At 42.4% G+C, this 23,668-nt stretch carries 16 protein-coding genes, 1 tRNA gene and 2 pseudogenes; 12 read left to right on the top strand and 7 right to left on the bottom strand.

Annotation, left to right across the window (positions count from 1 at the left end):
* The first annotated feature begins 51 nt into the window (after positions 1-51).
* From K6V30_RS21565 to ffh, 4 genes are read left to right on the top strand one after another with little or no spacing between them, the layout of a single operon-like run.
* Positions 52-1,908 (top strand): tetratricopeptide repeat-containing sensor histidine kinase, encoded by a 1,857-nt coding sequence (locus tag K6V30_RS21565; protein ID WP_010538852.1) that lies wholly within the window; start codon positions 52-54, stop codon positions 1,906-1,908.
* Positions 1,905-3,872 carry a tetratricopeptide repeat-containing sensor histidine kinase gene (locus tag K6V30_RS21570; RefSeq protein WP_055270860.1) on the top strand — a complete coding sequence of 656 codons (1,968 nt, stop codon included), beginning with the start codon at positions 1,905-1,907 and terminating at the stop codon, positions 3,870-3,872. Before K6V30_RS21565 ends, K6V30_RS21570 begins: the two co-directional genes overlap by 4 nt.
* Before the next feature lie 39 nt (positions 3,873-3,911).
* The gene (locus K6V30_RS21575) at positions 3,912-5,234 is read left to right on the top strand and encodes an MATE family efflux transporter (RefSeq protein ID WP_010538854.1); all 1,323 of its coding nucleotides are present in this window, start codon (positions 3,912-3,914) and stop codon (positions 5,232-5,234) included.
* A gap of 57 nt (positions 5,235-5,291) precedes the next feature.
* Positions 5,292-6,614 (top strand): signal recognition particle protein, encoded by a 1,323-nt coding sequence (gene ffh, locus K6V30_RS21580; RefSeq protein WP_010538855.1) that lies wholly within the window; start codon positions 5,292-5,294, stop codon positions 6,612-6,614.
* 97 nt (positions 6,615-6,711) lie between these two features.
* Here ffh and K6V30_RS21585 read toward each other — a convergent pair whose 3' ends face one another.
* On the bottom strand, positions 6,712-8,373 hold the full coding sequence (locus tag K6V30_RS21585) for an IS1182 family transposase (protein WP_010536421.1): 1,662 nt from the start codon (positions 8,371-8,373) through the stop codon (positions 6,712-6,714).
* A gap of 368 nt (positions 8,374-8,741) precedes the next feature.
* On the opposite strand from K6V30_RS21585, the gene folD reads away from it, so the two are divergent.
* The 5 genes and pseudogenes from folD (at position 8,742) to K6V30_RS21610 (ending at position 13,741) form a co-directional block, all read left to right on the top strand.
* Positions 8,742-9,623 carry a bifunctional methylenetetrahydrofolate dehydrogenase/methenyltetrahydrofolate cyclohydrolase FolD gene (gene folD / locus K6V30_RS21590; protein WP_055271819.1) on the top strand — a complete coding sequence of 294 codons (882 nt, stop codon included), beginning with the start codon at positions 8,742-8,744 and terminating at the stop codon, positions 9,621-9,623.
* A gap of 153 nt (positions 9,624-9,776) precedes the next feature.
* Positions 9,777-10,913, top strand: coding sequence for a CapA family protein (locus tag K6V30_RS21595; protein ID WP_055271817.1), 1,137 nt, complete (start codon positions 9,777-9,779; stop codon positions 10,911-10,913).
* Positions 10,914-10,977: 64 nt separating this feature from the next.
* A tRNA-His gene (locus tag K6V30_RS21600) sits at positions 10,978-11,053 on the top strand.
* Between the two features lie 135 nt (positions 11,054-11,188).
* A pseudogene (locus K6V30_RS21605) lies at positions 11,189-12,407 on the top strand (tyrosine-type recombinase/integrase).
* Between the two features lie 162 nt (positions 12,408-12,569).
* Positions 12,570-13,741 (top strand): annotated as a pseudogene (locus K6V30_RS21610) (IS481 family transposase).
* Between the two features lie 96 nt (positions 13,742-13,837).
* On the opposite strand, the gene istB reads toward K6V30_RS21610, so the two are convergent.
* From istB to istA, 3 genes are read right to left on the bottom strand one after another with little or no spacing between them, the layout of a single operon-like run.
* Complete coding sequence (gene istB / locus K6V30_RS21615; RefSeq protein WP_055271816.1) at positions 13,838-14,629, bottom strand: IS21-like element helper ATPase IstB; 792 nt, start codon at positions 14,627-14,629, stop codon at positions 13,838-13,840.
* 43 nt (positions 14,630-14,672) lie between these two features.
* Positions 14,673-15,254 (bottom strand): hypothetical protein, encoded by a 582-nt coding sequence (locus K6V30_RS21620; RefSeq protein ID WP_055271814.1) that lies wholly within the window; start codon positions 15,252-15,254, stop codon positions 14,673-14,675.
* Between the two features lie 28 nt (positions 15,255-15,282).
* A complete protein-coding gene (gene istA / locus K6V30_RS21625; RefSeq protein ID WP_081030984.1) occupies positions 15,283-16,158 on the bottom strand; it encodes an IS21 family transposase in 876 nt (291 codons plus the stop codon).
* Positions 16,159-16,246: 88 nt separating this feature from the next.
* Here istA and K6V30_RS21630 point away from each other — a divergent pair, with 88 nt between their 5' ends.
* From K6V30_RS21630 to K6V30_RS21640, 3 genes are all read left to right on the top strand, one after another.
* Complete coding sequence (locus K6V30_RS21630; RefSeq protein WP_055271812.1) at positions 16,247-16,621, top strand: hypothetical protein; 375 nt, start codon at positions 16,247-16,249, stop codon at positions 16,619-16,621.
* 488 nt (positions 16,622-17,109) lie between these two features.
* Positions 17,110-17,289, top strand: coding sequence for a leucine-rich repeat domain-containing protein (locus K6V30_RS25440; RefSeq protein ID WP_109115327.1), 180 nt, complete (start codon positions 17,110-17,112; stop codon positions 17,287-17,289).
* A gap of 676 nt (positions 17,290-17,965) precedes the next feature.
* Positions 17,966-20,536, top strand: coding sequence for a family 78 glycoside hydrolase catalytic domain (locus K6V30_RS21640; RefSeq protein ID WP_055271810.1), 2,571 nt, complete (start codon positions 17,966-17,968; stop codon positions 20,534-20,536).
* A 670-nt stretch (positions 20,537-21,206) separates the two neighbouring features.
* Here K6V30_RS21640 and K6V30_RS21645 read toward each other — a convergent pair.
* From K6V30_RS21645 to K6V30_RS21655, 3 genes are all read right to left on the bottom strand, one after another.
* Positions 21,207-21,347, bottom strand: a complete 141-nt coding sequence (locus K6V30_RS21645) for a hypothetical protein (RefSeq protein ID WP_153880781.1) — start codon at positions 21,345-21,347, stop codon at positions 21,207-21,209.
* Between the two features lie 852 nt (positions 21,348-22,199).
* Positions 22,200-22,724: a hypothetical protein gene (locus K6V30_RS21650; RefSeq protein WP_117615708.1), complete on the bottom strand. Its 525-nt coding sequence runs from the start codon at positions 22,722-22,724 to the stop codon at positions 22,200-22,202.
* A 12-nt stretch (positions 22,725-22,736) separates the two neighbouring features.
* The gene (locus K6V30_RS21655) at positions 22,737-23,600 is read right to left on the bottom strand and encodes an AAA family ATPase (RefSeq protein ID WP_117615709.1); all 864 of its coding nucleotides are present in this window, start codon (positions 23,598-23,600) and stop codon (positions 22,737-22,739) included.
* Positions 23,601-23,668: the final 68 nt, after the last annotated feature.

A 23,668-nucleotide genomic window follows, 5' to 3' on the forward strand; every position in this document is an offset into this window, starting at 1 on the left:
TCTTCACTCTTTTTATTTCTTTTGCACATCACCATACGAACAAACAAAATAGTGAACAGTAATTTACAGCATATATCAGCAACAATTGCAGCCATATTTATATCGGCGGCTCTCCATGCAACAAACCTGAATAAAGAACGATTAGCCTCACTGCAACCACTTGTCGATTATGACCTTTCTTTCTATACAGATATCAACATTACCACAGACAGCATCATTTTATGGGAAAAGCTTTTAAGTCCTGAATTAGAAAAGCGGCAAGAATACCATATTCTGTTTCCACTGAAAATGATGGCAGTTCAGGCATTAGTCACAGAAGGCAATATCAGCCTGGCAATCAACAACGCAAATTCGATGTATCAGCAAGCCAAAACAATAGATTATCCTTTCGGAACAGCACTGGCACTGCGCGCTCTTGCAGATACCTATCAAAGCTCAGGAAATTTTCAATCTGCCATGGAGTCTTATGAAGAATCTCTGAAAATAATGCAGAAAATTCCCGCAAGCAATTCATACCTTAAAACAAGTATGTTCTATTTGATTCTGAGCGAACTCAATTTTAAACCAATGGCAGATATCCAGAAAGATTTTTCATACCTGGAATCCCTCTACCACAAGGAATCCGGTTTGCCTAATGACTTTTATCTGCCTTGTAGCTATGCATATTATTATATCCAGACCAATATGCTCCCGAAGGCATTAGAGTGTCTGAAACAATTAGATACAATCTGCAAGCAATATCCATATCCATACTATTTTTCGATTTCCAGCTATATGTACGCCAGCTATCATATTGAATCAAAAGAATATGATAAAGCACTGAAAGAATATGATGAATTACTTGCAATAACAAAAAAGTCCGCTTTATTCAGGCACGTTCAGTTATTGCAGGAACGTGCCAAAGTTTTAGCACTTATGGGTGAAAAGCAAGAGGCATGCAAGGTGTATGAGGTAATAAATAATCTCAAAGATTCATTGGATGCCCAAAGCTATCTCAGACAGATAAACGAACTGCATACCCTATATCAGATAGACAAAAGTGAACATAACTATATAAACATACAAAAAAATCTTTATTACTGGAGTCTCTCCGTTATCTTGATTATTGTAGTACTGATCATCAGCGCCATTTTCCATATCAAGCGTAACAACAATCGCCTTTTGCAGTCGCAACGGGAGCAGGAAGAAGCAAAGAAACAAGCAGAAAAGTCTATCCATACCAAAAGTCTTTTCCTCTCCAACATGAGCCATGAGATTCGCACTCCTCTTAATGCATTATCCGGTTTTTCGTCCATTCTGACAGAAGAATCCATTGATAATGAAACGAAACAGCAATGCAATGATATCATCCAGCAAAACTCGGAATTACTACTCAAACTGATTAATGACGTGATCGATTTATCCAGCCTTGAAATCGGAAAAATGAAATTCAAATTCAAGGAATGTGATATTGTAGCTTTGTGCAGAAATGTCATTGACATGGTTGAAAAAATAAAGCAGACTCAGGCAGAAGTACGCTTTTCCACCTCTCTCAGTTCGCTGAAACTGACAACGGACAGTGCCCGCCTCCAACAAGTATTAATCAACTTACTCATCAACGCTACGAAATTTACGACACAAGGCACGATCACACTGGAACTGATAAAACAAACGGAAGACACAGCACTCTTCTCCGTCAGTGATACCGGTTGCGGAATCTCCAAGGAGAACCAGAATAAGATATTCAACCGCTTCGAGAAACTCGATGAAAACGCACAGGGCACAGGACTCGGATTGTCCATCTGTCAACTCATTATCGAACAATTGGGAGGCAAAATATGGATTGACCCGGGCTATGACAAAGGAGCACGTTTTCTGTTCACACACCCGATTCGCCAAGGGCAGATAAAAGAGGAGGAAACCAGATGAAACGACTCATACTACTGATGATTACTTGTTACTGTCTGTTGCCGGGTCATGCAAACACCGACATAGCCTCAGACAGTTTACTACAAGTGTTGCAGACACTGCCGCATGACACAACCCGTCTCTCTACCCTGAATGATATTATTAAGATAGAGCAAAACAACTACAAATGTATCCAATATTCAGATACGCTGATGCAGGAAGCATTAAAACTAAAAAATGACAAATATGCCAGTTTAGCCGCTTATTATCATCTATTGTATTATTACAATCGCAGTGAACAGGATAGTGTAGCCAAATGGATAGTACGAATAGAACCGTATGTCCAGAGATCCGGTCTATGGGATTATTTTTTCGATGCTCAACGCTTCCAAATTGATTTATATACTTTTACCGAACAATATGAGCTCGCCATCAGCGAAGCGAACAAAATGAAGCAGAAAGCCCTCAACACCAACAGCAACCGAGGCACCGTAGCTGCTTACCAATGTCTGTCCAATGCTTATATCGGTAGCCAGCGCTGGGACGAAGGTCTTAAAGCACTGGAAGAAGCATACAGGCTGCTTCCGAAAAAGGGCAATGCAGTAGTCCATATTTCCGTATTGTCTCAGCTCATATCCGTAACCAAAGAAATGAAAGACAATAACAGGCAACTGAAGTACCTGCAAGAACTGGAAAGTGTACTCCGCAAATTCATCATCGACAACCCATCTTTAAAAGACGGTTTTGCTGACGTATTCATTTTCAATGAGATTTTCTACGCACATTATTATCTGAATACCAATCAACCCCTACTAGCCTATTCACATATAGAAAAATCTAAAAAGTATCTGACTGAAAATACCTATTTCATGTATAAGGTGCTCTACTACGACATCTATGCAGAATACTATCAGAGTATCAAGCAATACCAGCAGGCATCAGCCTATATCGATACTACATTAACTATGCTGAAGAAGGATTTTACCAGCGACTATGCCGAACAACTGCTAAAACAGGCTAAAATATGGGTAGAAGCTGAAGACTATAACAAAGCTACGACTCTCTATCAGCAGGCACTAGCCATCAAAGACTCAGCTGCTATGGCACTCTCCAACACCCAAATGGAGCAAATCAAAAAAAGCTACAATCTGGACAAGATAGAACTGAAACAACAAAAACAAACCAATCAGATCCGCCTGACCAGCCTGGTGGCAATCACTGCCATTCTGATTGTATTGTTCATTTCCCTGTTTCGGCTCTTCAAAATTCGAAAAGCCTTGAAATACTCAGAAAGCGAAATACGCAAAGCAGCGGAAACAGTACGGGTGACCAATGAAATCAAGAACCGCTTTCTGTCAAATATGAGCTATAACATCCGGACTCCGCTCAATAATGTAGTAGGATTCTCACAACTCATAGCCAGCGAACCAAACATAGACGAAAATACAAGAGAAGAATATTCAGCAATTATCCACCAAAGTTCAGAGAAATTAATGCGACTTGTCAATGATGTACTCGATTTGTCACGCTTGGAAGCCAAAATGATGAAATTCCAGATACAAGACTATGACGCTGTCGCACTTTGTAACGAAGTATGCTACATGGCACGCATGAATAATGAAAAGACAGGTATTCAAATCCGATTCACTTCGGAAGTAGACTCACTTTCCCTTCATACGGATACAACCCGATTGGGACATGCATTACTCAGCACTCTGACCTATCCGCAAGAATATGAACCGGAAGAACAACCGGAGGAACGAATCATCTACTTTACAGTGAGCCGGAATGGCGGAATGCTTCAGTTCCGTATTCTCAATTCTCCATTGGCAGACGAGAATTTCACCTCACAGGAGAGCATTATCCGGCATGAAATCAACCAGTTACTGCTGGCTTATTTCGGAGGAATCTATCAAGTTAATGCACAAGGAACAGAAGGTTCGGAAATTGTTTTCGCCTATCCCATTGCTTCAGAATCGGAATAAAGCACTATCTTTGCAAACTGTAAACTTAAACGCTTAATTATGTATACCAACAAACAGATTTGGAGTGTCAGTTATCCGATACTACTTAGCTTGCTGGCGCAAAATGTCATCAATGTCACCGATACCGCCTTCCTGGGACACGTGAGCGAAGTGGCTCTGGGAGCTTCGGCCATGGGTGGACTATTCTATATATGTATATTTACTATCGCTTTCGGATTCAGTACAGGCTCACAGATCGTCATTGCACGACGCAATGGAGAAGGACGTTACAGTGATGTAGGACCGGTAATGATTCAAGGAGTCATGTTCCTTCTGTTGATAGCCATCTTGATGTTCGGCTTTACCAAAGCGTTCGGAGGAAATATCATGCGGTTACTGGTTTCTTCCGAATCCATCTACGAAGGCACAATGGAATTTTTGGACTGGCGTATTTACGGATTCTTCTTCTCGTTTATCAATGTGATGTTCCGTGCACTATACATCGGTATCACCCGTACCAAAGTACTGACCATTAATGCCGTCGTCATGGCATTGACCAACGTAATACTGGACTATGCACTGATTTTCGGTAAATTCGGTCTGCCGGAAATGGGTATCAAAGGAGCCGCCATCGCTTCCGTACTGGCAGAAGCTTCCTCCATCCTTTTCTTCCTGATTTATACGTATATCAGTGTCGACCTGAAAAAATACGGTCTGAACCGTCTCCGCTCATTCGATCCGGCATTGCTGATGCGTATTCTCAGCATCTCATGCTTCACCATGCTTCAATATTTCTTGTCGATGGCAACATGGTTCGTGTTCTTTGTTGCCGTAGAACGGCTGGGACAGCGGGAACTGGCAATCGCCAACATCGTCCGCAGTATCTATGTCGTACTGCTGATTCCGGTAAATGCACTGGCAACGACGACTAACAGCCTTGTCAGCAATGCGATTGGTGCAGGAGGTATCCAGTACGTCATGCCGCTTATCAATAAAATAGCCCGATTTTCGTTCTTTATTATGCTCGGATTAGTAGGGTTGTCGGTTTTGTTTCCACAGTTCCTGCTCTCCGTTTATACCAGCGAAGCAGCGTTAATCACAGAATCCGTACCTTCGGTATATGTCATCTGTTGCGCCATGCTCATAGCATCAGTAGCCAATGTCGTATTCAATGGTATCTCCGGAACAGGAAATACACAGGCAGCCTTATTGCTCGAAACAATCACGATTGCCATTTATGGTTCCTACATCGTTTTTGTCGGAATGTGGCTCAAAGCACCGATCGAAATCTGCTTTACGATTGAGATTCTGTACTATACCTTACTGCTGTTAACAAGCTATATTTATCTCAAAAAAGCAAAATGGCAGAATAAAAAGATATAAATACAAGAGATTTTTGTACATTTGCAGGCTCAAATATTAATTCGTAATTAAACAACTATGTTCGATAATTTAAGTGAAAGACTAGAACGGTCATTCAAGATTCTGAAAGGTGAAGGCAAAATCACCGAAATTAACGTGGCGGAGACGCTGAAAGATGTACGTAAGGCATTGCTTGATGCCGACGTTAACTACAAGGTTGCGAAAACTTTCACTGACACGGTGAAAGAAAAAGCCATCGGTCAGAATGTACTTACGGCTGTGAAGCCAAGCCAGTTGATGGTGAAGATTGTGCACGACGAACTGACTCAGTTAATGGGTGGTGAAACTGTAGAAATCAACCTCGAATCCCGTCCGGCAGTTATTCTGATGTCAGGTCTGCAAGGTTCGGGTAAGACCACTTTCTCCGGTAAGTTGGCACGCATGCTGAAAACAAAGAAGAATCGCAAGCCATTACTGGTAGCCTGTGACGTTTACCGTCCGGCAGCTATCGAACAATTGCGTGTGCTGGCAGAACAAATCGAAGTTCCGATGTACTCAGAGCTGGACAGCAAAAATCCGGTAGAGATTGCACAACATGCTATCCAGGAAGCTAAAGCCAAAGGATATGACCTCGTAATCGTCGATACAGCCGGACGTCTGGCTGTAGATGAGCAGATGATGAACGAGATCACCGCTATCAAGGAAGCTATCAATCCGGACGAAATTCTGTTCGTAGTAGACTCCATGACAGGACAGGATGCCGTAAATACTGCCAAAGAATTTAACGAACGACTTGACTTTAACGGTGTAGTACTGACTAAACTGGATGGTGATACCCGTGGTGGTGCAGCTCTTTCTATCCGTTCGGTAGTCAACAAACCGATTAAGTTTGTAGGTACAGGTGAAAAGCTGGATGCTATCGACCAGTTCCATCCGGCACGTATGGCAGACCGTATCCTTGGTATGGGTGACATCGTTTCATTGGTAGAACGTGCTCAGGAACAGTATGACGAAGAAGAAGCAAAACGTTTGCAAAAGAAGATTGCCAAGAATCAGTTCGATTTCAATGACTTCCTCAGCCAGATTGCACAAATCAAGAAGATGGGTAACCTAAAAGAACTCGCTTCCATGATTCCGGGAGTAGGTAAAGCAATCAAAGACATCGATATTGACGATAATGCTTTCAAGAGCATCGAAGCTATTATCTATTCCATGACTCCGGCAGAACGTTCTAATCCGGAATTACTGAATGGCTCACGTCGCACACGTATTGCCAAAGGTAGCGGAACGACTATTCAGGAAGTAAACCGTTTGCTGAAACAATTCGACCAGACTCGCAAAATGATGAAGATGGTGACCAGCAGCAAAATGGGCAAGATGATGCCGAAAATGAAAAAGTAAGAAAGAATCTTATTCTGTTTCAGATAGAAGAGGTTGTGTCAAAACGTTGGCACAACCTTTTTTTTACGTTTTACAGTCCTGCTATATTTTCTTTTGCTTATGATGCTTTTTTCTGATTCATTTGGTAAGACGTTGCTATCTTCCACTTGTAGCGGTTTATAAATAGCCCAATAAGCATAGATTTAGCAAATGTAATGAGTCCCTTTCCTGCCTTTCTCAGTTTTGCACACATCTTTTTGATATTAAAAGCTATGGCAAAGAAGGCAAAGTCCATTGTCACCTTGTCTTCTCCCACATGCCGGAACCTTCTGTATGCCATGTTGTATTTCATTTGTCCAAAAACAGCTTCCGGTTCTATACACCGCCTGCCTCTATGCCTGATTCCTTCTTTTGAGAGCAACCTTTCCCGGGCTTGTCGTTTGTATTGGTTTAACCGGTGGTTGACTTCTATCATACGGTTCCCCCGTGCTTTAAAACAACTTCCACGCAAAGGACAGCCCTCGCATCTTTGTGCCTTATACCGGGCACTTTCGGTGGTGTATCCGCTCACCGTTCTGTCACGTTTGGTTCCTATGCGGTTCATGTGCTGCCCCATCGGACAAACGTAATAATCCCCTTCCGCATTGTAATGGAGACTTTCCGCATGGAACGGGTTGGACGTATAACGGGGACGCTGTTCTTTATGGAAGTAGTTGTACTTGACAAAGGCTTCTATCCCGTTCTCCTGCATGAACCGGTAATTTTCTTCCGAGCCGTAACCGGAGTCTGCCACACCGATAGCAGGTAAGCGGTTATAGCGGTGCCGGAAGGAGTGGAAAAAAGGAATGAGGGTCAGCGTATCGGTAGGGTTGGGAAACAGTCGGAAGTCTATGATGAATTGGTTTTCAGTGCCTGTTTGCAAATTATATCCGGGTTTGGTCTGCCCATTCCTCATGGCGTCTTCTTTCATGCGCATGAATGTGGCATCAGGATCGGTCTTGGAATAGGAATTACGTTCTCCAAGGACATCAAGGTGATTGTCGTATTCCATCAGCTTGTCACGATACCCTTCAAGTTCCCTGACCTGTTTCTTTTTCTCCCGCAGGGTTTTCTTTTCTTCCTTGTCCTTTGTTGCAGGCCGGTGTTCCAGGGCTTCTTTAAGTTCATTCGCTATGCCCGAGAGCATGGAGGGAGTGAACTCCACGGATGTGTCTTTTACGGAGTTCTCCTGTGCAATGGTTTCATCCACCTGCTCCAGAAGGATGCGGATCTTATCCATCAACCTTGTACGGTTCCTTTCGACTGTCTTGCGCCAGACAAAAGTATATTTGTTGGCCTTGGACTCGATCTTGGTACCGTCGATATACTCCACGTCAAGACTGATGAAACCTTTGTCGGCAAGGACAAGAACCAACTGCGTGAATACGTTGTTTATTTCCTCCTTTACACGGTTACGAAAACGGTTGATGGTAATAAAATCCGGATGCTCATTACCGGCAAGCCAGATATAATGGATGTCACGCAAAAGAAGCTTCTCGATTTTACGGCAGGAATAGATATTGTTCATGTAAGCGTAGATAATGACCTTGAGCATCATCTTAGGATGATAGGCTGAGCGCCCAGTTTCTTTATAAAGCTTCTTGAAATTATCAAGATTGAGATTATCAACAACTGCATTGACGATGCGGACAGGGTCGTTCGCAGCTATGTTTTCATCAATTCTTTGTGGAAAAAGAACGGTTTGGTTGGGAATGTAAGGACGAAAATGTAACTTTGCCATAACGAAAATGTAATGCCTAAAGTTACAAAAAAATTAGGTAATAACAAAGCCCGGGCTTGGGAAAGTCTGGGCTTTGCGCATAAAAAAAAGTTGTGCCAGCATTTTGACACAACCTCTTTATTTTTGCAGTAGAGTAAGGATACGCAAATATTGCACATACCTCTATAAAAACATATTCTGAATGAATAAAGTAAAAGATTCTATTTTCCTGACCAATAAACCAGACTGTATCGCAGTCTATTTTTCGCTCGGCGCCAACTCCCCCTCAACACATTCCAAGCCTCATCTCCTGACAAAAACTCCAATCCTTTTGGAGAGTTCAGTTATTTATTTTACTTTTGTCCATCACCAATAAATACTCTGAAAATATGACTCTGATAGACGGAAAAGCCATTTCCGAACAAGTAAAACAAGAGATTGCAGCTGAAGTAGCCGAAATTGTAGCTCGTGGCGGCAAACGCCCGCATCTGGCAGCAATTCTTGTGGGACATGATGGCGGCAGCGAAACCTATGTAGCTGCCAAAGTAAAAGCCTGCGAAGTTTGTGGATTCAAATCCTCTCTGATCCGTTATGAAAATGACGTGACCGAAGAAGAACTACTCGCAAAAGTACGCGAACTGAATAATGACGATGACGTAGACGGATTTATCGTACAGCTCCCGTTGCCGAAACATATCTCCGAACAGAAAGTCATCGAGACGATCGACTATCGTAAAGATGTAGACGGATTCCACCCTATCAATGTGGGACGTATGTCTATCGGACTTCCTTGCTACGTATCTGCCACTCCTAACGGTATTCTCGAACTGCTGAAACGTTATCAGATAGAAACTTCCGGAAAGAAATGTGTAGTACTCGGTCGCAGTAACATAGTTGGCAAACCAATGGCCTCTCTGATGATGCAGAAAGCGTATCCGGGTGACGCAACCGTTACTGTATGCCACAGCCGTAGCAAAGATCTGATAAAGGAATGCCAGGAAGCAGATATTATTATCGCCGCTTTGGGACAACCTAATTTTGTGAAAGAAGAAATGGTAAAAGAAGGTGCAGTAGTTATCGACGTAGGTACTACCCGCGTTCCGGATGCCAGCAAAAAATCCGGTTTCAAGTTGACAGGGGATGTTAAGTTTGACGAAGTAGCACCCAAATGCTCTTTCATCACTCCTGTACCGGGTGGTGTGGGACCGATGACAATTGTATCGCTAATGAAAAATACACTTTTAGCCGGCAAAAAAGCTATTTATAAGTAATACATGGAAGGACAGTGAAGTAACTTTCACTGTCCTTCTCTCCCTTAAATCTGACTACTATGAAAAGAACTACAATCTCCCTCTCCCCTTCTGTTTGCTATCCGTTCAGGTAAAATTATTCTCGAAAAGACACAATAAACCCCTCTTGAATCCATGAAAAAACTATTAGTATCCCTTCTTTTGGTTACACAATTCTCCTGCATCGGCAAAGCACAAGAGAATACCATTGCCGTACAAATACCGACAACAGACAGCCTGAAAACAGATACTCTTTCGCTTCTTTTCGTAGGAGACCTCATGCAACATCAAGGACAAATAAATGCTGCACGCACCACAGAAGGAGGATACGATTATTCGTCCTATTTTGAATATGTCAAAGCAGAAATAAGCAGAGCCGACTTTGCGATAGCTAACCTGGAAGTAACCCTCGGAGGAAAGCCATACAAAGGCTACCCTGCTTTCAGCGCTCCCGATGAATATCTGACGGCCATCCATAACGCCGGTTTCAATGTACTGATAACCGCTAACAACCACAGTCTCGACCGTGGCAGAAAAGGTCTGGAACGAACCATACAGCTTATAGATTCCTTGAATATTCCACATGCCGGAACATACATCAACTCTGAAGAACGTGAAAACAAATATCCCCTTTTATTAGAGAAAAACGGATTCCGTATTGCCATGCTCAACTATACGTACGGCACCAATGGAATCGTTGTCACTCCCCCCAATATTGTCAATTATATTGATACAATAATCATAGCTAAAGATATCGAAGCAAGCAAAGCACTGAATCCCGACGCAATTATTGCCTGTATGCATTGGGGAATCGAATACCAGTCACTCCCTAGCAAAAAACAGAAGTTTTTAGCTGACTGGCTGCTTCAAAAAGGAGTGGATCATGTTATTGGTTCTCATCCCCATGTCGTACAACCTATTGAAGTTCGTGAAGACAGTCTTACAAAAGAGAAACATCTTGTAGTTTACTCATTGGGAAATTATATTTCCAACATGTCTGCCCGTCGCACAGATGGCGGCTTGATGGTCAGAATGGAATTAGTAAAAGATAGTACCATCCGACTCAATCATTGTGAATATAGTTTAGTATGGACAGCTCGTCCGATTCAATCGGGAAAAAAAAATCATCAATTACTACCCATCAATCTCCCCTCTGACTCCATTCCCGTTAATGCTCGTAACTCTCTGAGAATCTTCACAAATGATGCGCGAACCCTCTTCAACAAGCATAATCAGGGAATAAAAGAATATCTTTTTTATAAAAAAAAGTAGCAGAATCTTTTGGAGATTTAAAGATAATATCTATCTTTGCACCGCGTTAGAGAAACGCAGACATGGTGGATGTAGTTCAGTTGGTTAGAGCGTCAGATTGTGGTTCTGAATGTCGCCGGTTCGAGTCCGGTCTTCCACCCCCCCCCTTATAAGTTAAGTACTTATGAGGGGTTTCTTTTTGTTGGTAGTGGTTATTTGGAGACTGAAATCATGCTAAATATTGCTTAATCTTCCTTGTTGTTGACCTATTGTTGACCCCCAATTAATAGATTAAGATGTTAACAATCAAAGCAGAAGTCCAACGAGCCAAACAAAGAAGTGATAGAACTTACAATGTCAAGGTGAGATTTACACAGGACAGAAAGGTTAAAAGGCTATCAAGCAGTCTGTTTGTAACCTCTAAGGATTTAACCAAATCTTTCAATTTCAAGGAAGGTACTACCGTAAAGAGAGAAGTGGATAAGCTAATCAGTACTTACCAAGAAAAATGTACCAAACTCCAGTTAGAGATAAATCACTACACTTTAAATGATATTTTAGTTTTCCTTAAATCAAAACGAGAGCAGACACAGCCCATAGACTTCATTCTGTTTTGTAAGGAATGGTTGGAGATGACAGATATCAAAGGAAAGAAGAATTATCAGTCTGCCCTCAATTCTTTCATAAGCTATTTAGGCAAGGAGCATTTAAAGACAAATGAAGTGACCTCTCAACTCCTTAATGGTTTCAAAACATACCTCAACCTCAAAAGAGAAAAAAAGTCATTCAATTACAGAAACAAGGAAAACGAATTCCCTCCAATAGAACTGTTTCACTCTATTTAGGAAGTATTAGACACTTGTTTAATGAAGCCAAGAAGAAGTACAACGATTATGATAGGAATATAATTCTGATACCACATTCTCCATTTGAACATGTCGAAGTCCCTAAGCAGGAAACTACACGCAAACAAGCATTGGCAGCAGAAACAATTAATCAAATATTAAAGTTGCCCTATATCTACAACGCCAATGGTAAGGAAAGAATCCGCCCGTTCAACTTAGCTAAAGACTCTTTTATTCTATCCTTCTGTTTAATAGGTATGAACTCTGTAGATTTACATAGCTGTAATGCTTTCCAAGACAATACAATCACTTATAACAGGAGTAAAACGACAGGCAGAAGGCTTGATAAAGCTAAAATGAAAGTAAAATTCTTCCTATCCTATCTTTTCTCATGGAGAAATACAAAGATTACACAGGTAAAAAAGCATTCAGATTCTATCAAATGTACAATACAGCCAACAACCTTAACAGAGCCATCAATGTAGGCTTGAAGGAAATAGACAAATTGTTAAAAGTAGATAATTTAGAATTCTATGCAGCACGACATTCATGGGCTACCATTGCCCTCAATAAAGTTGGCATTGATAAGTACACAGTCCACTCGGCATTAAATCATGTTGATGAAGCAATGAAAGTAACCGATATCTATATTGAAAGAGACTTTATTTAAGAAAAACAAGCTAATGCCAAGGTTGTAAAATATGTATTTGGAAGGTCGTAATTATCGTTCTGTAATTGGTAATGCTGTTCTGTTGTATATGAATTAGTCAAGACTTAATCTGACAGTTACGCATAAAAAAGAATAACTTTGTAATAGAAAACAGATTAAGTTATGACGACAGCAGAAAAAGTCATTAAGAACAAACTGGGATTGCTAGAACTTTCCCAACAGTTAGGAAAGATATCACGAACTTGCAAGATTATGGGCTATAGCCGTGACAGTTTTTATCGTTTTAAAGAGTTGTACGAACAAGGCGGTGAAGTTGCCTTGCAGGAGATTTCCCGCCGTAAACCGGTCATGAAGAACCGTGTGGAGGAACATATCGAACAGACTGTTGTACAAATGGCAATAGACAACCCCGCATTAGGACAAGTCCGTGTATCTAATGAACTCCGTAAGAAAGGTATTCTTATTTCGCCGGGAGGGGTACATTCCATATGGTTACGACATGATATGGAGACTTTCCAAAAACGCTGAAAGCATTATCCACCAAAGTGGAACAAGAGGGTATCGTCCTTGACGAGAACCAGGTAGCGGCATTGGAAAAAGCGAAAGAGGAAAAACAAGCTCATGGAGAAATCGAAACCTATTATCCCGGTTTTCTTGTCGCACAAGATACTTATTATGTGGGATATATTAAAGGTGTCGGACACATTTATCAGCAAACTGTCATAAATACTTACTCCAAAATAGGGTTTGCAAAGCTATATGATAGGAAAAATGCACTTGTAGCTGCTGATATGCTCAACGATAGGGTCATTCCTTTTTTCGAACAATATGACTTGAAGTTGATGCGTATGCTCACTGATAGGGGTACGGAATACTGTGAGAACAGAGAAAACCATGAGTATGAACTGTATTTGGCTGTAGAGGATATAGACCATTCGAAAATCAAGGCAAAAAATCCGCAGACAAACGGTATCTGTGAACGGTTCAACAGAACTGTGCAGAACGAGTTCTATGCCATCGCATCCAGAAAGAAAATCTATGCCACTATAGAACAACTGCAAAATGACCTTGACACATGGATGAACTCTTACAACACGGAAAGAACCCACTCTGGGAAGTACTGTTTCGGGAAACGCCCATGCAGACTTTTATAGAAGGTATAACAGTCGCAAGAAAGTATCAGCTGCAAAATCAGGAAACAATACAACCGAATGAAGCTGATAAAACTTCATTCGGTTGTAAGAGTGAGGAAATGTATGTAACATTCGCAAATGTCATCGGACAGTTTTTTTTGTAAGATAGTAAACAAACTGTCAGAACAAGTCTTGATGTAATAAGCAAATTTTAAATCGTCATTTTTCGGTAAAGTTAAATCACCATCTAATAATAGAGACTATCAGTTTATACTATTGATTACATTTTAATGTCGGTCATCTTTGGCTGGGGGTACCCCCAGCCAAAGATGTGTCTTTTTCCTCTTCAAAAATGGATTTTCGGTTTCCCATCCGGTAGCTTTGCCCGGTGAGTTTTATGACCTCGTAGTGATATAACAGCCTGTCCAGTATTGCTGAAGCCAGCACTTCGTCATCCAGCGTTTTGCCCCATTCGGTGGGTGCCTTGTTCGTGGTAATTATCAGTGAGGCTTTCTCGTGAAGCGTGTTGATCAGATTGAAGAATCCTGCGGCATCCTCTTTTTTCACCGGGAAGAGCATTATGTCATCGATGGCTACCAGGTCGGCTTTGAGCAGACGGTTGTATGCGCTCATGGCCGAAGGCATCAGCGTTTTCATCTTGATGGTGTTTATGACATCCTCCATCGTGACCATATACGCCTTGTATCCCTGCCCCGCAGCTTCGTACACGAGTCCTGCGGCGATAAAGGTCTTACCTGTTCCGGAAGGTCCCATGAGTATCAGGTTGTAATTCTGTTCGAGCCACCCCAGCCGGCGCAGTTCACGCAATCTTGGTGCGGTTATACCTTGCGAGTAGTTGTGGTCGAAAAGGTCGAGGTCGTGTCTTGCCGGCAAGGCCGCCGCTTTCAGCCGCCGTTGGAAGTCCTTGCTGTCTCTTTCCTGAACCTCGCGGGAGAGCAGGTCATGCAGGAACTCTACATGGTTTTTTCCCTGCTCCTGCGCCAGATGAGCTTCTGATTCCAGCAGGCGTGGCAGAGCGTACAGGCGCAGACGCGAGCACAGGTTTTTGATTTGTTCGTTTGTTATCATACGAAAAGGGTGTTAAAGGTGGATATGTCTGTTTTCTCGGGGATCATGGCGGATGTATCAGCCCCGGGAACCGGCTCGGTTTCCGTCCGGACCTCAATGGGGGGGCTCCTTTACGGATCCTGAGGGTCTCGGCAACCTCCATCAGGCTGCATCCGTTGAAGACACCTGCTTTAAGGCACTCGTCAAAAGCTTCGGTAAGCGTGATATCCGAGTATGCCGCGTGGCGCCGGACTATAAACTGGAGGCTGTCGCGGTAATTACGGGCCTTATGCACACGTAGTTGTGATAAATATGTATCAATCACCGTGCTTGCGGGAAGTTCTTTGCGTACAAAAGCCTCATAATCATCCAGCGAGGCTTCGCGGTCACGCCGGTGGGAGGTATTGCTTACCAGACGCCCCTTATCTCCGCTTATTTTGTGAACGGCAAGGGTTTTGCCTGTCTCATGGCTGTAGATATATAGCCGGCCTTCTTTTTCTTCGATATAGACCAGCGTCTGATGGCCGTGGTAGGTGCCTGTGGGAACGCTGTAATAATTGCCCCGGTAGGTTATCACGTTGTCCTTTCGCACGTGATGCGGCAAGAGGGTTTCGCAAGGAACAGTCGGGACTCCCTTATAAGGCATGAGGTGTGCTTTTTCCGTCTCAAACTCCTCAGACGGGACACGACGTATGCCGTGATGTTCCGTGCCGTTGGCCGTGCGTTCCAACCAGCCAAGGACTTACCTTGTTGAGCAGGTCCATGTCAACCAACTCGCGGCCGCGAAGGAAGTTGTACTTCACATATTTGACGACATTCTCTATCTTACCTTTGCTCTGGGGATCGGATTTGCGACAGAACACGGGTTCAAAGCCATGTTCACGGACAAGGGTGCGGAAAACGCGGGTAAGCACCAGGTCACCAAGGTTTTCATTGACAAGAAACATCTTGTCCTGGTCATAAACTATTTTTCGGGGTACTCCCCCGAAGAACTCGAAAGCCAGTTCATGGGCATAAACCGCAAGAGCGGTGGTAAACGGTGTACGGCTAAAGTAGACGAACTTATACCTGCTGCGGCTCAGACACATCGCAAAGAAATACACTTTTAAAGACTGTCCCTGAAGTGTCTTCATCCACCGTTCACCGAAGTCGCATTGGGCGTATTCGCCATAGGGAGTCCCGGGTTGCTTCTCGTAGGGGCGGTAACTCTTTTCAAACTCCTTGGGAAGATGGTGCGTTAAACGCAACCGGTTGACGAAGTTGAAGACCGTTTTGGGGATTACGCAGGGAAGATCCAAAAAATGCTCTTTCAAGCGGTCATGGAGTTGCGGAGCGGACAAAAAAGGCCACTTGCGCAACTCATTGACTACATAAGATTCATAGCCGTCAAGTTTATGACCGTAATGACGGTCATAGCTCTGGCTGGAAATGAACTCTTCTTCTGTCATGGACAGATACTTGGCCACCGTTTGACGGTGAAGACCTAAGGATTGACCTATTTGTATCTTATTTAGGCCATCTGAAAATAATTCGTTAACTTTGTACCACATCAGATACTTCTTTAATTGGAAGTCTCGGTCATAGCATTGTAATTAGTAGTTCGCACCACAAAATTACAATGCTATTTTTTTTAGAATCATGTCGATTTTACTTTTCCGATTTTTGACGAGACAAAGTTACCAATTACACTTGACTATTACAGTTTATCAGTACGAGACAAAAGATTACTGGTTATATTATTATTCAGCAAACTGGAATACTTATATTCCCGAGGAAGAAGAACCGCAGCTTCCTTCTGATTTGATTAAATATAAAGATAAATATCTTTTGTTTTACATAAAAGGGAAGAAAAAGCTTAATGAAAAACTTCTTCATAAAGCACTTGGTATTACCTCAATAGATGAACTTCCCCAAAAACCTCAGGGGTGTATTGATAATAGAAGATGGTTTTATCTAAAAAATAAAAAAACGAATGATTCTGTTTTTGTTCAAACAGATCGGAGTTTCTATTAGAGATATTCCGGAGCTTGACATGTTTGACTGGGAGAATGTCATCCGCTGATATTGAAGCCATTTAGACCTAGTGCAAATATTGGAAGGGCGTGTATTAACGCCCTCTATTCATTCTTGGTAGCAACAAATTCAATGCAGATGCAATAAGTATTTGATGTAATTGTTTACATTTACCGTATCGGATAGAATTTGAAAAGGCACTGTCCATAATTTTGTGTAAATAGAAAACTTCAGGATTCAGTTTTTATACTTGAATCCTGTTTTCAAATATAGCAATAAATTGGTTAAAACGTAAGCGACTGACCAAATAGGTCTTTTTTAGCATTTTTCCTGCTTAATTTTGTCTGCCCCAATAATAAGATATGCAAGAACGTAAATATATGATAAACAGAAAAATATATCTCCTCCTTCTTCTTTGTCAACACTAAAAAGTTTTATCCGTCAGTGATTTTTGAGAGAATGAAGGTTATAGCCATACAAAATTCTATATTTGCAGTTCCTTAACCCATATTATCATTCCTAAGCATATTGCGACGATAAGTTCAGGTGCATTTGCCAATCGCTCTCTCCTCACCAATGTCACATTAGGTAGTGGAGACATTACATTCCATGGAGCACCAATAAAACAATTACGATGCTATCTGTTGTTCCTCCTAAGTTTCATTTGACAGCTCCTTCTTCAGTGCGGATTTGACGAAAGGAGCCACACTCTATGTACTTGCCGGAACCGATATAACTTATTCTGAATCAAGCTGGAAAACTTATTTCGAAAACATAATGGAAATAAAAGAATAAAAGCTATCCATGATTTTGATATTATGGTATCAAAATGAAAAAATATAAATAACATGAGGTCTCAAAATGCTGGTATGACCTCATTTCTGTTGCAATAATTCCATTTCAAATATTGAAAATGTCAAAAAAGAGTTTATAATAGACTTGAACACCGTTTATAGCCCCTCATTATTTATTAAAAACTTAAATAGAGTTTATTCGAGTTTCTCGTGTCAAGAACAGAGAATGATTACAATGAATAATTGGCATCTTCTTTTCTTATTTGACAAACAATTGATACAACAGAATGAATGTATTTATTATATTATTTGTTAATAATCATAGTTTTGCCCGATAATCGATCATCCAACGTAAAAAGCTCCTGCCACCTGTTCAACCGGATCGAACTTATGAGTCAGTTTCAGATTGAATAGAAACCATCGTTAAGTCAAAAAAAATGCAGAAATCGTCTGTCATATCATATAATTCTGTAATTTTGTTGTGCAAATTCCGTAAAACTAAAACGACATTCCCAAGTTAATCTTTTAATATTAAAAATTACATATAAGTATGAAAATGAGTCTCCATTGTTTTGCGAATCTTATCCCGATAATGATTCTCGCATTTTTCTCGAATAGCGGACTGATAAACGCAACCGAAGTCGGAAAACGTACCGACGCATTGGAAGCATCAGCCTGGAACGAATCCAAATGGATTTCCGCAGTAGACGCTTCTGTAGTGAAAGGACATAACAACGGGCGCGCAGCCGATGGCGCGAGTTGGTTCGTATCCACCGTGAGAAACGAACAGAAAATTGTCTCCGCCAAGTGGATGACCGCTGGACTAGGAGTTTACCAGTTATATGTGAATGGGAAACCTGTAGGCAGGGAGTTTCTGAAACCGGGTTTCACACACTATGCCAAGACCAAACGCTCTTTCACCTATGATATTACAGATATCATCCGTACCAAACCAAACGCCGAAAACATGCTCTCCGTACAGGTGACGCCGGGATGGTGGGGTGACAAAATCATAACCCCCGGAGGACATGACGGTATGATAGGCAAGAAATGTGCCTTCCGCGGTGTTCTGGAACTGGCTTTTTCTGACGGAAGCAAGAAGCGCTACGGTACTGACCTTAAAAACTGGAAAGCCGGAATTGCCGGCCCAGTGAAACATGCCGGTATCTTTGACGGAGAAGAGTACGATGCACGCGAACCGATGGGCTACGAATGTGTGGATGAACTCTCCATTCCCGAAGAGAATACCGAATTCTCTGGCGACATCCTACCTTCGGACGGAGCAGAAGTCTACCTGCGCACAGATCTCGCCCTCGCTCCTGTCAGAGCATATGCCTGGAAGAATATAGAAGGAGCGAAGGAGAATGAGTTCGGTAAGGTGATTATCACCCGTGAGTTCACATCGGGCACGGAGATGACCGTAAGTCCGGGAGAGACATTAGTGGTGGACTTCGGACAAAATTGTGCCGGTGTACCCTCTTTCGTATTCAAAGCTGCCGAGGGAACAGTGTTGACATGCCTTCCCGCAGAGTTGCTCAATGACGGCAATGGTGCCAAGATTCGCGGCATGGACGGTCCGGAAGGAAGCTGCCACCGCGAAAATCTGCGCATCCCCCACACCGGCATCCGTCTGGATTACACCTTTGCTGCCGGAAATAATTATGTGACTTATTATCCTCACTGCACCTTCTTCGGCTACCGCTATGTCGCCATAACTGCCACCGGAAATGTCGCCATCAAGTCGTTAAAGTCCATACCCGTCACTTCCATCACAAAGGAACTGGAGACCGGCATTATCACCACAGGCAACAACCTTGTGAACAAGCTCATCTCCAACACTTATTGGGGACAGCTATCCAACTACCTGTCTATACCTACCGACTGTCCGCAGCGAGACGAGCGACTGGGATGGACAGCAGACACACAAGTGTTTGCAGAAACTGGTACGTTCTTTGCTAACACCATGAAGTTTTTCCACAAGTGGATGCGTGACATGCGCGATACCCAGAACAGTTTGGGCGGATTCCCCGGAGTGGCTCCATTGGCACAATACGGCGATGAGAAAATGCGTTTGGGTTGGGCCGATGCCGGAATCATCGTACCTTGGACAGTATGGAAACAATTCGGTGATACGCAAATCATCGAGGAAAACTGGAACGCCATGAACTTGTTTATGAACCATATCAACGACACCAAGTATAACCATGAGACCCTCTGCAGTGAGAACGGCAACTACCAATGGGCCGACTGGTTGAGCTATGAACCGTTGGAAAGCTGCAGCGGACTGGCTTTTTCTCCCCAAGGTCCGCTTCCTGATGCCATCAGCTACTGGAACTATTTGAGTGCTTCCTACTGGGTGATAGATGCTTTCATGATGCGGGACATGGCCGCCGCCACCGGTCGCGATGCCGGCAAGTACCAGCAAATGGCTGATTCGGCAAAGGCATACATCAAAGAGAACTTCCTCAACGAGGACGGCACCTTCAAAACCGCCATCCTCAACACTATGCAAACTCCTGCCTTGTTCGCCCTGAAGAACCAACTTGTGGAAGGCGAAGCCAAATCGAAGATGATAGACCGCCTGCGCGAAAACTTCGCACAACACGATCTTTGCTTGCAGACCGGATTCCTGGGCACATCCATCCTCATGGCTACCCTCACGGAGAATGGCATGGAAGACATTGCCTATGAACTGCTCTTCCAACGTAAGAATCCAAGCTGGCTGTACTCTGTGGACAATGGAGCTACCACCATCTGGGAACGGTGGAACAGCTATATGATAGACAAAGGAATGGGACCACGCGGCATGAACAGCTTCAATCATTATGCCTACGGATGTGTGTGTGAATGGATTTGGGAAACCGTTGCCGGCATCGCAGCCGATCCTGTCACCCCCGGCTTCAAGCATATCATTATGAAGCCCATTCCAGACAAGCGATTGGGACACGTAACTGCCAAATACCGTTCCGCCGCCGGACTCATCAAAAGCGCCTGGAAATATGAAGGAGACACCTGGATTTGGAAATTCACCATTCCTAAGGGTGTGACCGCCACCGTAACTCTTCCCGGAGAGATAAAGTCAAAGAACTATGGAAGCGGAACTTACAAGGTGACCAAATAGTTTTTCATGTAAGACTTTGATATTAAGAGGATTTGTAAAGCACTCTTCTTTAGAAAAATAAGACTGTCTAACAACCCGAGAAAAAAAATCACCTTGTTCTGATAGGGAGAAATCGTTAAAAAGAGACTTGTTAGACAGTCTCGACTTTTTCAAATTGAACATTATGACATACAATCTTTTCTCTTGTTTTGGCAAAATGTATGTCTGTGCATTTACTATTAAAAAAGAGAGAGATTTAAAAAACAAATTATACATGGAATAGAGAAGTGTAAAGGCCGATGAATTATTGTCATCACGCCCATTATCATATTCAAGGTGCAACGTTTTACCCCCTCTAAGAGATAGATAGTTTTTTTTCATATATAAGCAATTGATATACAATGCAATTCGTTATAATATGCTGAATTAATCGAAAACTCATACATTCAGCATTTACACTCCTGTAAAGTGGCATTTACACCCCTAAAAAAGAGAAAGGAGAGCGCCGGTGTGTGGTGTCCTTCTTATCTGTATTAACTCAATCCGATTTCTTTCTCATACTTTCTAAAAGCATTTTTCACATCATTCTTACTCACTCCAATCAGTTTGGCTATCCTTCCATAACCCAGCTGATTGCCATTTTCATCAAGAGTTTTCCACCAAGGATACCAGCCGTCAATTTCCTCGTCTGTTAATCTTCATCCCAGCCATGATTCGGTTGGTATACTCCCATTACAGAAGCTTTATCATTACTACAGAACAACCCGACACAGATACGAACAACAGTACTTTCTATCTTGCATGTCAATGCGTTAGTATTTTCTCTTGGCATTCCATAGCTGTTTCTCACCTTCCTTTATAGAGCCTACGCAGGTTCATGCCATATTTACATCGCACATCTAGCGTTGGTAAACAGGTGTCCCCAACAGTTACCCCTAAATTACTTTTAGATTTTGGTTTTGATGTGACTTCTACTTACGCAATAACGATGCTTCAGCAATAGTCCATTCTCATTCATCTCCCTATAACTCACCTATCCATCTTTTGGGATGACTTTCATTTGTCGCTCACTACCTATCGGTTTCCATCAAGGCAGCACAAAGTGATTTGTAATCGGCTCCTGTAAACCGAATACGATGGAGCTACCATCATCTCTATAAAAGTTACGAACTATACTATTTAATTAACCACTTCATAATAATAGTAGTTCTCGTGGACACAAAAATGTTGCATCCTGTAGACTGGTTAAAGGGTAGTTTGGATGCAGAAAAATATTGCAGAGTCCAGTTGCTCATAATACAAAAGGGAGTTGATGAAGATGAGATCTCAGTGAGTATCGGGGATAGAGAAGACAATGCAATTGTTGAAGGAATAAGTTTCAATAGTTGCCTTTCGTTTTTTCAAGCAGACGAAGTAGGATAAATGAAAGCAGAGACCTGTACATTCGAAGTAGTGTCATTGATCATGTACTATAAATCGGTCAGTGAAAAATTGACATGTACTCGGAAGCGAGACACGAAAGGGGGACAAATCACCCACATCTCTTTATTTTTTATATCTTTCTGATTGTATGCAATTTATACAATCCACAACATTTATCCCCTTTGAATTTGTCCTCCCCTTTCACAGACAACAAGACACATGAAATAATATCACTATCTGTACATTCTATTGTAATCTTTTATCACCCATGTGTACCATATGCTATACGGGCACGATAGACCCTTTTCCTTATCGCACTTCTCGAAATACCATAATCCCTCTTAACATCTTCGTATGTACATTTTTTCGACTGTACCATATTATAAAAGACCATGACCTCCTCAAGACCATATTTAGATTTCCGACCCGGGCCACCTTTATTACCACTGCTCTCTTCAGCAGGTTCTGCCGGTTCACTAAGATCTTTCTTACCGCCTTTTCCAACGTAGCGGAACTGATCTATTTTTGTACCGACAAACTCCAATATGGAAACGGCTTCCTTATTACCATGCTTCAATTTCATGAAACCAAGTACACGCTTATCAGAACCCAGCTTGCAATATGTAAGATACAGAAAATTGTTTGTGAAACAAACATTCCTCTTGTCTCCTCTTACACTTGCAGGAGTCAAAGGATTGGTTAGTTTCCAGTCAGACTTGGCATGACATACCTTAAGAGGCGTCAGAGGTTTACCCTTTTCCAGGCCCAGCCGACGGAGATAGTCCAAATCCGCACAAAATTACCTCATGGCTTTGACACCCGACTGTCCTTCAAGCTTGGTATAGTTATCAATAATGACAACCACTCCCAAGCCACCGGCTTTCTCCAGCTCTTCCTTAATGATAGTGATAATATGGGCAGGGGTTATCTGGCTTCCGGCATATAATTTGATGGTAGACAAATTATCAATAACGGAGTCATAATACTCCCTTATCTCATGGTTGCTCTGCTCAAGAGAGAACATGACAACCGACATCGGTGGTATGTCATGCCATTCTGAAGACAAGTTTACATCACAACGACCTCGCGCCAAAGCCGTAGCAACCTGCATAATGAAAACTGATTTTCCACAGTCGGTCGGACCGGCAAGACCGGTATCATACCCCTCCCGCAGCCAGGAGAATCCAAGACTCCTTTCCTGGCTGACATGAACAGTACCGCTTTTCACAGCTTCGTGGTAGCTTTCAGGTATGCCGTTCAAATGGAGACCGACAAGGGGCTGATTGGCTTTTTCCGCATCTCTGTCCTTACGAAGTTCATCACGTTTTTCCATTTTTTCAATGTCAGCCTTTTTCTTGGCTTCAATCTCTTCCATATGATGTTCGTGAACTTGTGCATTTTCCTCCATACGATGGGCGTGGGTCTGATCCTTCCCCCGTATCTTACATTCAGAAGTACACTTAATTTCCCCCTGTTTGTTCGCAGATGCATTATTCTGCTCCTTACTCTTACCGCGAGATTTGACGGACGTAATAGCATAACAAATAGGAACTACAACAACCAGTATGCAACCTGTCCCTATGAAAGCGTATTTGATGCTCTTTCTGGCACCCAGCTTTTCAATGGTTTCAAGAATCCTGATCGGATCTAATATTTTCATCATATATTGTGTTTTTGGTTAGTGTGTGCGAAAATAAGCATTTACAGGCCCCGATATACCCCCCGATAGAA

This window comes from Bacteroides faecis, assembly GCF_020091505.1.
Lineage (GTDB): Bacteria > Bacteroidota > Bacteroidia > Bacteroidales > Bacteroidaceae > Bacteroides > Bacteroides faecis.

Excerpts from the sequence above, each read along its gene's own strand:
- K6V30_RS21640 (WP_055271810.1), top strand. The coding sequence starts at position 17,966 with ATGAAAATGAGTCTCCATTGTTTTGCGAATCTTATCCCGATAATGATT.
- K6V30_RS21585 (WP_010536421.1), bottom strand. The coding sequence starts at position 8,373 with ATGGCAAAGTTACATTTTCGTCCTTACATTCCCAACCAAACCGTTCTT.
- K6V30_RS21575 (WP_010538854.1), top strand. The coding sequence starts at position 3,912 with ATGTATACCAACAAACAGATTTGGAGTGTCAGTTATCCGATACTACTT.
- K6V30_RS21645 (WP_153880781.1), bottom strand. The coding sequence starts at position 21,347 with ATGCCAAGAGAAAATACTAACGCATTGACATGCAAGATAGAAAGTACT.
- ffh (WP_010538855.1), top strand. The coding sequence starts at position 5,292 with ATGTTCGATAATTTAAGTGAAAGACTAGAACGGTCATTCAAGATTCTG.
- K6V30_RS21570 (WP_055270860.1), top strand. The coding sequence starts at position 1,905 with ATGAAACGACTCATACTACTGATGATTACTTGTTACTGTCTGTTGCCG.
- K6V30_RS21655 (WP_117615709.1), bottom strand. The coding sequence starts at position 23,600 with ATGATGAAAATATTAGATCCGATCAGGATTCTTGAAACCATTGAAAAG.
- K6V30_RS21630 (WP_055271812.1), top strand. The coding sequence starts at position 16,247 with ATGTCGATTTTACTTTTCCGATTTTTGACGAGACAAAGTTACCAATTA.
- K6V30_RS21595 (WP_055271817.1), top strand. The coding sequence starts at position 9,777 with ATGAAAAAACTATTAGTATCCCTTCTTTTGGTTACACAATTCTCCTGC.
- K6V30_RS21620 (WP_055271814.1), bottom strand. The coding sequence starts at position 15,254 with ATGCCTTATAAGGGAGTCCCGACTGTTCCTTGCGAAACCCTCTTGCCG.
- istB (WP_055271816.1), bottom strand. The coding sequence starts at position 14,629 with ATGATAACAAACGAACAAATCAAAAACCTGTGCTCGCGTCTGCGCCTG.
- folD (WP_055271819.1), top strand. The coding sequence starts at position 8,742 with ATGACTCTGATAGACGGAAAAGCCATTTCCGAACAAGTAAAACAAGAG.
- istA (WP_081030984.1), bottom strand. The coding sequence starts at position 16,158 with ATGTGGTACAAAGTTAACGAATTATTTTCAGATGGCCTAAATAAGATA.